10 protein-coding genes are annotated in these 13,266 nt (G+C 46.0%); 3 read left to right on the top strand and 7 right to left on the bottom strand.

Annotated elements, in window-relative coordinates; translation table 11 throughout:
• Positions 1-12: 12 nt before the first annotated feature.
• Positions 13-351: a P-II family nitrogen regulator gene (locus DESPODRAFT_RS10630; protein ID WP_004073417.1), complete on the bottom strand. Its 339-nt coding sequence runs from the start codon at positions 349-351 to the stop codon at positions 13-15.
• A gap of 473 nt (positions 352-824) precedes the next feature.
• Between DESPODRAFT_RS10630 and DESPODRAFT_RS10625 the strand changes: the two genes are divergently transcribed.
• Together DESPODRAFT_RS10625 and DESPODRAFT_RS10620 are read left to right on the top strand one after the other, a co-directional pair.
• A complete protein-coding gene (locus tag DESPODRAFT_RS10625; protein WP_004073416.1) occupies positions 825-1,880 on the top strand; it encodes a tetratricopeptide repeat protein in 1,056 nt (351 codons plus the stop codon).
• Between the two features lie 60 nt (positions 1,881-1,940).
• The gene (locus DESPODRAFT_RS10620) at positions 1,941-4,343 is read left to right on the top strand and encodes an HDOD domain-containing protein (RefSeq protein ID WP_004073415.1); all 2,403 of its coding nucleotides are present in this window, start codon (positions 1,941-1,943) and stop codon (positions 4,341-4,343) included.
• Positions 4,344-4,350: 7 nt separating this feature from the next.
• Here DESPODRAFT_RS10620 and DESPODRAFT_RS10615 read toward each other — a convergent pair whose 3' ends face one another.
• The 4 genes from DESPODRAFT_RS10615 to DESPODRAFT_RS10600 are packed head-to-tail and all read right to left on the bottom strand — an operon-like array spanning position 4,351 to position 9,355.
• The gene (locus DESPODRAFT_RS10615; RefSeq protein ID WP_004073414.1) at positions 4,351-5,016 is read right to left on the bottom strand and encodes a tetratricopeptide repeat protein; all 666 of its coding nucleotides are present in this window, start codon (positions 5,014-5,016) and stop codon (positions 4,351-4,353) included.
• Positions 5,017-5,041: 25 nt separating this feature from the next.
• Positions 5,042-7,276: a type IV-A pilus assembly ATPase PilB gene (gene pilB / locus DESPODRAFT_RS10610; protein WP_004073413.1), complete on the bottom strand. Its 2,235-nt coding sequence runs from the start codon at positions 7,274-7,276 to the stop codon at positions 5,042-5,044.
• A 20-nt stretch (positions 7,277-7,296) separates the two neighbouring features.
• Positions 7,297-7,509, bottom strand: a complete 213-nt coding sequence (locus DESPODRAFT_RS10605) for a hypothetical protein (RefSeq protein WP_004073412.1) — start codon at positions 7,507-7,509, stop codon at positions 7,297-7,299.
• 1 nt (position 7,510) lies between these two features.
• The gene (locus DESPODRAFT_RS10600) at positions 7,511-9,355 is read right to left on the bottom strand and encodes an ABC-F family ATP-binding cassette domain-containing protein (RefSeq protein ID WP_004073411.1); all 1,845 of its coding nucleotides are present in this window, start codon (positions 9,353-9,355) and stop codon (positions 7,511-7,513) included.
• 252 nt (positions 9,356-9,607) lie between these two features.
• Between DESPODRAFT_RS10600 and ppdK the strand changes: the two genes are divergently transcribed.
• A complete protein-coding gene (ppdK, locus tag DESPODRAFT_RS10595) occupies positions 9,608-12,328 on the top strand; it encodes a pyruvate, phosphate dikinase (RefSeq protein WP_004073410.1) in 2,721 nt (906 codons plus the stop codon).
• A gap of 86 nt (positions 12,329-12,414) precedes the next feature.
• On the opposite strand, the gene DESPODRAFT_RS10590 is transcribed toward ppdK, so the two are convergent.
• A complete protein-coding gene (locus tag DESPODRAFT_RS10590) occupies positions 12,415-12,780 on the bottom strand; it encodes an aminotransferase class I/II-fold pyridoxal phosphate-dependent enzyme (RefSeq protein ID WP_040015948.1) in 366 nt (121 codons plus the stop codon).
• A gap of 54 nt (positions 12,781-12,834) precedes the next feature.
• Positions 12,835-13,266 (bottom strand): hypothetical protein, encoded by a 432-nt coding sequence (locus DESPODRAFT_RS10585; RefSeq protein ID WP_245531894.1) that lies wholly within the window; start codon positions 13,264-13,266, stop codon positions 12,835-12,837.

The raw sequence follows: 13,266 nt of genomic DNA, 5'->3' as shown, positions 1-13,266 counted from the left end.
ATTATTTAAATTTTATAAAGCTTCTGTTCCGGTTTCACCTGTACGAATACGAACAACATTTTCCACAGGAAGAACAAATATTTTACCATCACCGATTTTCCCTGTTTTCGCTGTTTTTACTATTGTATCCACCACGGCTTGAGCCTGGTCATCGGCAACACAAATTTTCAATTCAACTTTGGGTACAAAATCTGTCTGGTATTCTGCACCTCGGTATACCTCTTTGTGTCCTTTCTGACGGCCAAATCCCTTAACTTCCGAAATAGTCATACCGTTAATACTGATTTTGGATAACGCATCTTTAACCTCATCCACCTTAAACGGTTTAATCACTGCCACAACTTCTTTCATATTTACTCCCTTTGTTAATATGTGCGTTAAAACAACTTACGCTTTGTAAAGAGCAAGAGGGGTGCCAGAAATTATTTTTTTTGATATTTTAATATATATATTTGAAATTATTAAAATATTTTAATTTATTTTTTCAGAACACCCCACAAGAGAAATAACATTTTTGGGACAAAATAGATTACATTAATGTTATTTCATACATATATAGAAAATTAAAGCACAAAAGTTAACACATTTTTGTACTTTCATACACAAAATGATAATTAAGAAACGAAAATAAGTGTTTGCAAGCGCTCAAAAGGGCATTAAAATTTCATGCAGGGTCTTTCCAGTGGAATATACCCTGGAAAAACAATTATGTAGAATATTGATTGACAAAAACTCAACCGCACGATTAAATATTTGGTTAATCGAATTCTTAAACCGAGTACTTCAATTGAACCTAATATTTATTTTGATTGGGCATACAGCCAATGCAGAAGCGTGTTAAAGAAAAAAAACAAGAAAATGAAGCTAATGTAGTCACGGCATTGAATTTATGCAAAAATGCCCGAGACCTTATTCGCATTCGAAAGCCGGAACAGGCGGAACCCTTATTACTGGCCGCCCTGGAAGTATCACCTAAAAACCCTTATGTCCTGGTTGCGTTAGGTGATGTCAAGCGAATGCAAAAACAATTTAAAACCGCTGCAAAATATTATCAAAGTTGCCTTGAGGCAGATCCGCTTAATCCTTTTGCCATGTCCGGTCTTGGCGATGCATACAGGGGCACCAACAACCTGGACAGTGCCATTGAAATTTGGACCAAGGCCCTGGACACCCACCCTGAAAACTACCTGGTGATGACCCGGCTGGCGGATGCGTTGACCAAAAAAGGGGATTTTACCACTGCCAGACAAATATATGAAAGATCGATCAGGCTGAATCCTGATGATCCCTTTGCCCTGTCAGGTCTTGGCAACATATATGTCCGCCTCAAGGAATTTGACCTGGCCGGCCCGCTGCTTGAGAGGCTTGTAGCCAAACAGCCCCAAAATCCCAGAGCCATCGGCGCACTGGCTAACTTTTACCGCAGACAGGGAGACTTTGCCAATGCAAAGGCTCTATTCGAACGGATTCTGGAAGTTGATTGCCGGAATGTCTATGCAATGGACGGGCTGGCAGATTGTGCCCGGGGCAACAAGGAATACGAAAAGGCAAAACAGCTGTGGGAAAAAGCCATGGCAGCCGGAATGAATATAGCCATCGCCCAAACCCGGATCGCAGATGCCTGTTTGCAGATGGAACAATTCGCCCAGGCAAGACATTATTATGATCAGGTGTTGTCTGTGTCTGAAGACAAATTTGCCCTGTTGGGGCAACTGCGTCTGATCGAAACAGAGCCGGGGGACAAACAAAATAAGATTATTGATGCAGCGAAAATTTTTGACCGGTTACTGGTACTTGATCCATCTGATCACCGGACACTGAATGAATTCAACGCATTCAGGATACGGTATCCGGAAATTGATGCCTATATCCAGGCCTGATTCAGGCCTATTGTTCCTGATTTTCAATCAGGACATTTTTAAAAAAAAGGGTCCATCAAAATGACTGATAAACTTAACCTTCCCTCCCAATCGGATATACAGGCAGTCTTAACCCTTGACCGGGATACCCTGCCAAGTTTTCCACAGGTAGCCGCTAAACTGCTTGAAGTATCAAAAAACGATACAGCATCCCTGGAGGAGGTGGCAAAAATTGTTGAGACGGACCCCGGTATTTCCATCCGCGTACTGGAGCTGGTCAACTCCGCATTTTTCGGTTTGAGCCGAAAGGTGACCACCCTGTCGGATGCAGTTGTCATCCTGGGCCTTGATGAACTTAAAAAATTGGCCTTGAGCATCGCTATTTTTGAAAAAATATTTAAAACCGGGTATACAAAAGAGTTTGACCGCCTGATGTTCTGGCGCCACAGTCTTGCTGTTGCGGTGCTGAGTATGAAAATAGCCCAAAAAATTGAATACCCAAATCCGGAAGAAGCATATACTGCAGGCCTGCTCCATGATGTTGGAAAAATATTTTTAGATCTGCAGGGGCATCGCAGCTATGGCGAATTTATTAAAAATCTGTCGGAATCCACAGACCTTGTTATTGAAAAGGAAAGATCTGAAATCGGTCTGGGCCATGATGATATCGGGGCCTTTTTCTGCACCCGGTGGCAACTTCCCGAAAACCTGGTACTGGCCGTAAAATACCACCACCAATCCTTTGAGAACCACGACCTGACTGAGAATGAAAAACAATTGATTGCCATTGTATCTATGGCGGATTTCCTATGCTGGACCCAGGGCATGGGGTCCTTTGATTTCATCCGTCCTCCCATCCTTGCCCCGGAGGTGGAAACCTGCGTTAATCCGGAAAAAGTCAATATTATCAACTGTATTCTTGAAATGAACAAGGAAATCGAAGATATCTCAGCCTTTTACCAGTTTGTTTTCCCAACGGTAGACCAGCTTAAGGAAAACCTACTGTGGGCAAACATCAAACTGTCCCGGGCCAACACAAAATATTATTACCAGGGGGACCCAACGAGCCGAACACAGGATACCCCCTTAAGCGAGGACGGACTTTTGCCCCCGGACATTGGTTTTGAGATGGGCAAATCCCTGTCCAAGGCCCAAACCGTCAAGCAGGTTCTGGATATTGTCTTGTACCAGGTGGGCTGCATTTTTCAACCCTGCCACTGGTCCATCCTGCTCAAGGACGCCAAAACCGGTGACATGGTTTTTTCCGTGGTGGTGGGTACCAACAGCAGGCGTCTGCAGGGGGTGAGACTGCCCAAGGGTGAGGGGATTGCAGGATATGTCATGAAAACAGGGAATCCACTGGTGGTTGATGATGTAACAAAGGACAAAAGATTCAGCAACAGGGTGGATAAATACACCCGGTTCAACACCCGTTCCATCATTGCCACGCCGTTGAAAACCGATAACAAAATTTTTGGTGTCATAGAACTGGTCAACCGGGTTAATGAAGAAATGTTCAGCGAACGGGACCTTGCCCTGCTCTCCTCCATTGCCGAATATGCCGCTATTGCCATTGAACGATCCTACTATCACCAGGCACTGACCAACCTTGCCACCCGGGACAGTCTGACAGGTCTAAAAAACAGATTCAGTTTTGAACGTACCGTGTCTAACCTGGATGACTTCCAGGCCCGGTTTGGTCGGGTTTTTTCAGTCCTCATTCTTGTGGTGGATGGCATGGCACGGCAGTACGAAACCCTGGGACAGGATAAATGTGATACGGCCCTCAAGGAACTGACCACCATTCTGAATAAAACCAAACGCCGTGAAGACCTGATTTTCAGGTATGCAGAAAACAGCTTCCTTGTTCTTTTGCCCTTAACCTATTCCGATGGTGCCCAGAAAGCCCTGGCAAGGATAAAAAAAGCCCTGACCCTATCACCGTTGGATTGTAAGCAAATTTTTTCCTCTGTCACCATCCAATCACACACAATGGCAGGTGAAGATGCCGGTCAGCTCAAAAACCTTTTGGCCCAGATCCTTTCCAAAACCCGCCAGCCTGAGCAGGAAAGCGAGGTGGCAGATATGCAGGAAAACATCCAGGTGCTGGTAGAAAATGAAATGGCTCTGGCAGAGGGTGAAAACGCAAAAGAATCTTCACCTGAACACGCCTCGAAACAAGACATTAAAAATTTTGGAAAATCCGTATCTCTCCAGGGCCAGTTCAAACGCCTCAAAACCGGAGAATTTGGAAGAATCCGTGTGGAGCAGGTATCATTATCCGCCATTGGCATCAGGATATCAAAATCCCATCGCATCCTTGTCAATGATTTTTTGGATATTGAATTCAACCTGGATGATATCAAACGGGCACTGGTTAAACGCAGAGTGGTGGTCAGACAGATCCAGGGGAATTACATTTACGGAGAATTTTACAACCCGCCGCCCTATGCAAAGAATCTGGGCTTTTATATTTTTAGTTAGGGACTTATTACCGGCCTTGGGTTTTCAGGTTTTCAACCATTTCAGACACCAGTTTTCCCCCGGATGTTCGGGCCGTAGGATTAACTTTTACCAGCTGTTCCCAGGCCTCAATGGCTTTGGGGAGATCATTGAGGTCGTGCATATAGACAATCCCCTTGTTAAACCAGGCAGTTTCAAAATCGGACTGAACCGTAATGGCTTTGTTAAATGCTGTCAGGGCTTTTTCAGGTTCATTGTTCCGTCGATACATTACCCCAAGGTCCGTGAGAACATGTGGATTATCGGGCTGAATGGACAGGGATTTCTCATAGGCATTGATAGCATCCCCAAAACGGTCTATATCAAAAAAGGCATTGCCCAGCTCAACCCAGGCTTTCACATTATCGGGATTTTCTTTCACAAACGTCTGCAATTCCCTAATGTGTGGATCTGCCATGGTTGCAAGGTCGGGGCTTTGATCGCCACCAGCCTCTTTCTCAGGCGCGGGCATGCCTTTTGGCATATTCCCCACCATAGCCGGTGGCATATGTCCCATCCCCGGCTGTTTTGAATCCGCCAGCTTAAACGATGTATATACGGTACCAATCAAAAATCCCAATGTCAGGGAGATCAGAAGGGAGATATAAAAGGCCTGACGGGTCATCATTTTCTCTTTTTTTGTGTCCTGATTCATTTTTCCTGCTTTAAACAATCCTTAATTAAGAAACGTTGTCGTTGATTTTTCGTTTTTTGATCTGGTTATAAAGGGAAACCAATTTGCGGTCTGTCTCGTTGAGCCGGTCGGCAAGGACTGTGAAAAGATGCTTGGCTACATCAGGATATTTTTCTATAATTTCAATCAGCTTGTCTCCCGGAAACCGTTTGATCTTGGAGCGTCCCTTTGAAATAATAGACGCAGACCTTGGCGTACCGGTTATGGCGGCCATCTCGCCGAAATACTCTCCGGGCTGGGTGATTTCTGCGATCATTTTACCGCCCTTGACCACATAGACAGCGCCTTGAACAAGCTTGAAAAAATCAATATCCGTGTTTCCTTCACGGATGATTACATCCTTATCCTCGTATTGTTCAATGTCGGGGTTCACCAGATAGGCCGGCAGAGACTCTTTTGATATAACGGTTTTTTTTAACACTTCTTCCAGGGATGTCTCTCCGGATTTTATCTTAACCAGGCCTGCATCCCGAAGCGTGATCATGCCTTCGGCGACAGCCACCTTGCGCAACTGGTCTTCGGGCACTTCAGCAGAAATGGCTTTGGCGACCTCATCGGTCACTTCCATGAGTTCATACAGCCCGACCCTGCCCTTGTATCCGGTGCCGTTGCAGTGGGGGCAGCCTTTAGGGCCGTAAATCCTCAGATCGGGGATCTCACGCTTGTTAAATCCGTGCAATTCCAGCTCTTCCGGATTATACCCGGTGACCACCTGCTTGCAATCCGGACAAAGCCTGCGCCCAAGACGCTGGGATAAAACCATGGTAACGGATGAGGCCAGCATATACGGTGGAATGCCGATATCCACAAGCCTTCCAATGGTGGACGGACAGTCATTGGTATGCAGGGTGGCAAACACAAGATGGCCTGTCATGGCAGCTTTGATGGCAATCTCTGCCGTATCAATATCACGAATCTCACCCACCATGATAATGTCCGGATCCTGTCTGAGAAAGGCTTTCAAGGCTGCGGCAAAGGTCATGCCCACCTCCTCTCTTACCGGCACCTGGTTAATCCCCTTAAAATTGAATTCCACAGGATCTTCGGCTGTCAGAATCTTGATATCATCTTTGTTCAGACGGTTAAGAATGGAGTACAGGGTCGTGGTTTTACCCGAACCCGTGGGGCCTGTAACCAGAAGCAGGCCATAGGGTCTGGATATACAGCGTTTAAGCATCTCAAAGGTGCCGGATTCAAACCCTAGACGGCTCAGATCAACGCTCAATGCGCTCTGGTCAAGGATACGCATGACAATGCTCTCGCCAAACAGGGTGGGCAAGGAGGAGACACGAAAGTCCACGGATTTTTTCTTGCCCAGCCGAAGTTTGATTCGACCGTCCTGGGGGACCCTGCGCTCGGCAATGTCCAGGGAGGCCAGAATCTTTATCCTTGAAATAACGGCATTTTTAATTGACAGCGGCAGATTCATAGCCTTGTACATGCCGCCGTCCAAGCGGTAACGCACCTGAAAAGATTTTTCAAAGGGTTCGATGTGTATATCTGAGACGCCGTCATTGATTGCTTTGGTTAAGATGCCGTTTACCAGTTTTATGATGGGTGCATCCGAGGCCATGAACTGATCCTGGGCGAGGCTTGCATCGGCCCCGGCTACCTCAAGTTCCTCTGCCGCCTCGGAAACCAGGGAGCCGAAATCCTCAACAGAGGTTACCGGCTCATCATCTTCTGCCTCGTCATCAAAATGAAGAAAACTTTTATACTCCGCATCGGAAATTTTATAAAAATCACGATACGCCTGGATGATATCATTTTCAGTGGAGACAAGGGCCCGTATGTTTTTCCCCGTTTTCTTTCCAAGCTCAGCAACCACATCCGTATCCGTGGGCTCGGCCATGCAGACCTGCAAATCGTCCCCGGCCAGTTTCAAGGGGAAAACCAGATGATTTTTAGCTTGATCATAAGGCAGAATTTTCAATGCCTGGGGTTCCGGCTTTATTTCAGAGAACCCGACAATCTTGTAGTTGTATATTCGCCCCAGCACATTAACGATGGTATCCGGATCAATGTAGCCTTTCTGGAGCAAAATACTCGAAAGCCGCTCGTTGGTTTTTTTCTGGATCGCGAGGGCCTCATTGAGCATAATGGAGGTAATCTGTCCCTCTTTAGAAAGGATTTCACCGATTTTAACTTTGCCGGCACCAGACTGATCTTTAATGGTAGATTTAAGGCTGGACCCGGATTTTAAAACAGTGCTGTTAGCCATAAGATATCCTGAAACTATTACTACTTTTTGTAATTTTTGACCACCCGGATACTACCGGCCAGTACCAAAAGGAAACCTACGAAATAGGAACAGAACTTTATAATTCCGATCTTATTTTTAAAAAATTCAATGGTCTCAATTTGGGGTATCACATGGGGAACCCTTATGAAAACCGCGATGCCCACGACGATCAAAATAATACCATAATAGAATTTAAGCCTTTGTTTGTCCATTTCAATCCCCACTTTCAAGGCAGAATATTTCTTGGTCAAATTTCTTTTTTATTTTGTCTGCCCTTTCGGTTAGTTCCGCAAGGGTGTCAAACAGGGTTTCAATATCTGATTCCAGTTTAGCATGTTCTTTGGATAAAGTGGCAATTTTTAATCCGTCCTGGTCCTGGGAGGCGTCAAGCAGGTCGTTGTTCACCCGGGCCATTTTGGTCTCCTTTGCCTCTATCTCATTTTCAATTTTGTTTATTTTTTTATTTATCGGTGTCAGTTGCTTTGACCTTTCAGCCAAAGCTTGCGATTTTTTTTTGCGCAATTCTTTTTTGGGAAGCTGTGCGCTTTTTTTGCGCTTGACAGGGATCATTTCTTCATCCTCCCATCCCTGTTTTTCAAGAAATTCCTGGTAGGTGCCCTCAAATATGTCAATGCCGTCGGCAGTAAATATCACCAGGCGATTTGCCAGGGCATACAGAAACATCTCGTTATGGGTAACAAGAACCACAGCCCCTTCAAAGGCATTTAAGGCCTCCACAAAGGCATCGCTTGATTCAATGTCCAGATGGTTTGACGGCTCATCCAAAAGCAGAAGATTCAAAGGCCGGATCAGAAGCTTACCAAGCATGACCCGGGCTTTTTCTCCGCCGGACAGCACACTGATCTTTTTTAAGGCTGCATCCTGCTCAAACATCATGGCACCGCAAATATTTCTGGCAGTCTGGCGGTCTGTTTCAGGATAGGCATGCAAAAGCTCTTCTTCCACAGTGAATTGCGGATTTAAGGTCTGGATATTGGTCTGCTCAAAATATCCGATCTCCACACCTGGGTTGGGCTTCACCCATCCTTCATCCGGATTCATATTCTGACTGATCAATTTGAGTAGTGTGGTTTTTCCTTTGCCGTTTTTGCCAATCACGCCCACACGGTCACCCGGGTATATGGTCAAGGAAAAATTTTTGATCAAAGGGCTCTTTTTTTCGTACCCAAAACTCAAATCCTCGACGGTCATCACCTGTTTACCGGCAAAAGGTAGATAGTTAAAGGAAAAATCCAGATTTTTAAGTTCTGCCAGTTTGTCTTTTGTTTCAAGCTTGGCCAGGGTCTTGATCCTGGACTGCACCATGTTGGCCAGCCTTGCCTTGGCCCGAAACCGGGAAATGAACAGTTCAATCTCTTTTTTGCGTTTCTCGTCATTGACCCGGGTTTTTTCATAGATCTCTTCGTCCTGGGCCACCTGAAGATAATATTTGGACGTGTCGCCCTGTATCTTTTTCATCTTGCGACGGTGAATCCCCACAATATGGGTGACCACATTATCCATGAATCCGCGGTCATGGGTAACCAGAAGCATCTCCCTTGGCCAGGAAATAAGAAACCCTGTAATCCAGCGGATGGATGTAATATCCAGATAGTTGGTGGGCTCGTCAAGGATTAACAGATCCGGTTCAGACACCAGTACCTTGGCAAGGTTTAAACGCACCTGATAGCCACCGGAAAACTGCATGGGATCCTTTTGCATATCCTGTTCTGAAAACCCAAGGCCCGACAAAATTTTTTCAGCTTTCCAGAAATGATCCCGTTCATGATCAGGCAGACCAAGCATGGCCTCTCCAAGAACAGTGGGTCGGCTGAATTCTATATGCTGGGAAAGCACACCGATCCGATACCCACTGGGTATAATAATACGCCCGTCATCGGGGTGATCCATACCTGCTATGATATTTAAAAGCGTGGTTTTACCATGGCCATTTCTTCCCACCAGGCCCACCCGTTCACCGGAATTGATCTGCATGCCGGTATTGTCAAGCAGTACATGATCTGCGAATCCTTTGGTTATGGATTCTATATTCAGCATTTATTCCTCCTGTTTGCGCCTGTCAAGCGGCGATAACGTGCCAAGGCACACCATTTTAAAAAATAGCAATATTATCATCGACGCGGTAATTTATAAACATTAGATTTCAATGTTGACTTGATTTTCCAAATTTTTAATAGTAGACGTTAACATTTGGCAGGCTTTAGTAAAAAAAATCGAATTCCGGCTGGTTCCACGGCTTGGGCAAGCTAAATATCAATATGTCCTTAAACATATAAACGGTGAGTTAAAATGACCAAATACATTTATGAGTTCGGCCCTGATAAAACGGAGGGCGATGCAAGTCAGAAAAACCTTTTGGGCGGCAAAGGCGCCAACCTTGCAGAAATGGCAAAGCTGAAACTGCCTGTTCCGCCAGGATTTACCATATCAACGGAATGCTGCAATCACTATTTTGATTTAAACGGACGCTTTCCCGATACCCTTGAAGAAGAAATCCTTAAAGCCATGGCCAATATTGAATCCCATACAGGCATGATTTTTGGTGATCCGAAAAATCCATTACTGGTATCCTGCCGATCCGGAGCAAGAAGCTCAATGCCCGGAATGATGGAAACCATATTGAATGTCGGCCTGTGTACAACCACAATCCCGGGACTGATCAAAAAAACCAATAATGAATGGTTTGTCTATGATGCCTACCGCCGGCTGATCATGATGTATTCAGATGTGGTTATGGAAAAGGCGGAACAGATCCATCCCAAGGACGGCATGGGTATACGACTGAATCTTGAAATGATGATGAACAACCTGAAAAACGACAAGGGCTATGACAATGACACGGATATTTCCACCGAAGATTTAAAGGCCCTTTGTGAACGGTTTAAGAAAAAAATCCGGGAAAATCTGGGTGCCGATTTCCCCGATGATCCCAAAGAGCAACTTATGGGTTCCATCGGTGCCGTATTTAAAAGCTGGAACGGCAAACGGGCAGTATCCTACCGCCGCATTGAACATATTCCCGATAACTGGGGCACGGCCGTCAATGTCCAGACCATGGTTTTCGGCAACATGGGAGACACCTCCGCCACAGGCGTTGCCTTTACCAGGGACCCGGCCACAGGGGACAATAAATTTTATGGAGAATGGCTGGTCAATGCCCAGGGCGAGGATGTGGTGGCAGGCACCAGAACCCCTAATCCTTTGAACACCGATACCAAAAACTCACAGAATAAACACCTGCCCTCCCTGGAAGAATCCATGCCCCAGCTTTACAAGCAGTTGTTCGACATCAGGAATCTTTTAGAAGCCCATTACAAGGATATGCAGGACATTGAATTCACCATCCAGGAAGGCAGGCTTTACATGCTCCAGTGCCGGGTGGGCAAACGCACTGCCACCGCTGCCCTGAACATGGCCATGGATATGCTTGAAGAAGGCACCATTGATGAAAGAACCATGGTATGCCGTCTTGATCCTAAAATTCTGGATGACATGCTTCACCCCATTGTGGACCCGGATGCGGAAAAAACAGCTGTCAAGGTCGCTGAAGGCCTGCCTGCAGGACCCGGCGGTGCATGGGGACAGATTGTGTTCACAGCCGAAGACGCGGTTCAATGGGCCAAGTCAGATAAAAATGTTATTCTGGTCCGTGAAGAGACCAATCCCGAAGACATTGAAGGCATGCGGGCTGCCGCAGCCGTTCTCACGGCAAGAGGCGGCATGACCTCCCATGCGGCCTTAGTGGCCAGGGGATGGGGCAAATGCTGTATTGTGGGTGCCGGTGCCCTTAAAATAAATCTTGCAACCAAAGAACTTCGTGTGGGAACCCGGGTGTTCAAGGAAGGGGATATCTTCACCCTTAACGGCACCAAAGGTATGGTATACCAAGGCCAGCTCAAAATGAAGGACGCATCGGAGAATGTCAGATTCAAAGCGTTCATGGCGATTGCGGATAAATACCGGGCCATGCAGGTCCGCACCAATGCGGACACCCCGGCAGATGCCATGACAGCCCTTGATTTTGGGGCCCAGGGCATCGGACTTTTCAGAACAGAACACATGTTCTACGGTGCGGATTCGGATAAAGCCCTTTTCCTTTTGCGCAAAATGATTTTGAGCAAAACCCACGAAGAGAGAGAAGCGGCCCTTGAAGAACTGTTCCCCTTTGTCAAAGAGGAGATCAAAACCACTCTGCAGATCATGGATAATCTGCCCGTAACCATCCGCCTGCTGGATCCGCCCCTGCATGAATTTGTGCCCCAGTCACGGGAAAATCAGCAGGAAATTGCCGATGCCCTGCATATAGACATAGAAGAGGTATTCAAACGCAGCGAGCAGCTTTTAGAATCCAATCCCATGATCGGGCACAGGGGGGTGAGGCTTGGCATCACCTATCCTGAAATCTCCCACATGCAGGTAAAAGCCATATTTGAGGCCTGTGCAGAACTGATTAAAGCGGGTAAAAAGCCCATGCCTGAAATTATGGTACCCGTGACCTGCAATGAAAAAGAGCTGGCTTTTGTCCGGGACATTGTTACCCAGTGCCATGATCAGACGCTTAAAACTTACGAAATAGACGCACTTCCATATCTATACGGCACCATGATCGAAATCCCAAGGGCTGCTTTGATTGCCGATAAAATGGCAGAATATGCCCAATTTTTCTCCTTTGGCACCAATGACTTAACCCAGATGACTTTTGGATTTTCAAGGGACGATATCGGTTCTTTCATGAACGACTACATTGATAATGCCATCCTCAGTTCAGACCCCTTTGAGACCCTGGACCAGGAAGCTGTGGGATGCCTGGTTACAACGGCGGTGGAACGTGGACGCAAGACCCGGCCCGAAATCAAACTGGGTATTTGCGGAGAGCACGGCGGGGATCCGGAATCCGTGGTATTCTGCCACAAAGCAGGATTGAACTATGTATCGTGTTCACCCTACCGGGTACCCATTGCCCGACTGGCCGCAGCCCAGGCTGCCATTATGTATCCTGACTGCCGATAAAAAAACGATTGTAAACATTGCAAGCCTGGTTACCTAACGTGACCAGGCTTATTCTTCACGGCAATTGATTGTAACCTACATAAGGATTATTCTTGGCGATACGTACTGAGGAAATCACCTATTTTCTGGATTGCGCTTGACAGAACCTTTGATTCCGGCAACATGACCATTCTAAAATGATCCGGTTCCGGCCAGTCAAATCCACTTCCCGCAACAATCAAAATATGCTTGCTTTCCAGTAAATCGAGTACAAATTTTTTGTCATTTGTAATATTAAATTTCTGGATATCAATTTTTGGAAAAAGATAAAACGCTGCCGAATTTTTAACGTATGTGATTCCCTCAATTTGATCTAAAGCTTTGATTGTCGCTTCCCTTTGCTCATAAATTCTTCCTCCGGGAGAAATCAACGCTTTTGTGCTTTTCTCATCTTCCAGTGCTGCCGGAATCACAATCTGAGTAACTTACCCAGACTTTCTTATAAAAAAAATGGAGATGAAATTGAATTACGCCGGGTTGATCCAGTATCGGGTCCACGGGCATCGTTCCTTGTATGGATAGCGAATCAGTTCAGTGGCAAGAATGCGAAAGTCCTTGTATCTGACGGTGAAATAAGAAACCACCTTTTTTCCTGCTAACTCTCTTAATCCCATGGCAACATACAAAGTCCGGGATTGCCCTTGAACATCGCATTTAACCGTTCCGGTAAGAATGGTGATATCCAGTTCCCTGGTAACATCAAAAAGACTCACCATGGTAACGTCAAAATTTTTCCCCTTAAAATGGTTTTCAGCATCTGTCCGGGTGAGTTCGCATTGAATAAAATTTTTGAATCCGGCCTCCAGTTCATAAAACTCCAGGCCTTCGCTTCGGCCGCTGCCGGGAACCGTTAGAAAAAGTATAAATATGATACTGCATATTTTTGTTATCTTATCCAT

The organism is Desulfobacter postgatei 2ac9 (genome assembly GCF_000233695.2).
Classification (GTDB): domain Bacteria; phylum Desulfobacterota; class Desulfobacteria; order Desulfobacterales; family Desulfobacteraceae; genus Desulfobacter; species Desulfobacter postgatei.
This window is presented reverse-complemented; position numbering and strand designations above follow the sequence as displayed.

What these genes read in the sequence shown, in the direction of transcription:
- DESPODRAFT_RS10630 (WP_004073417.1), bottom strand. Translation starts at nt 351, where the DNA reads ATGAAAGAAGTTGTGGCAGTGATTAAACCGTTTAAGGTGGATGAGGTT.
- DESPODRAFT_RS10625 (WP_004073416.1), top strand. Translation starts at nt 825, where the DNA reads ATGCAGAAGCGTGTTAAAGAAAAAAAACAAGAAAATGAAGCTAATGTA.
- DESPODRAFT_RS10620 (WP_004073415.1), top strand. Translation starts at nt 1,941, where the DNA reads ATGACTGATAAACTTAACCTTCCCTCCCAATCGGATATACAGGCAGTC.
- DESPODRAFT_RS10615 (WP_004073414.1), bottom strand. Translation starts at nt 5,016, where the DNA reads ATGAATCAGGACACAAAAAAAGAGAAAATGATGACCCGTCAGGCCTTT.
- pilB (WP_004073413.1), bottom strand. Translation starts at nt 7,276, where the DNA reads ATGGCTAACAGCACTGTTTTAAAATCCGGGTCCAGCCTTAAATCTACC.
- DESPODRAFT_RS10605 (WP_004073412.1), bottom strand. Translation starts at nt 7,509, where the DNA reads ATGGACAAACAAAGGCTTAAATTCTATTATGGTATTATTTTGATCGTC.
- DESPODRAFT_RS10600 (WP_004073411.1), bottom strand. Translation starts at nt 9,355, where the DNA reads ATGCTGAATATAGAATCCATAACCAAAGGATTCGCAGATCATGTACTG.
- ppdK (WP_004073410.1), top strand. Translation starts at nt 9,608, where the DNA reads ATGACCAAATACATTTATGAGTTCGGCCCTGATAAAACGGAGGGCGAT.
- DESPODRAFT_RS10585 (WP_245531894.1), bottom strand. Translation starts at nt 13,266, where the DNA reads ATGGATAAGATAACAAAAATATGCAGTATCATATTTATACTTTTTCTA.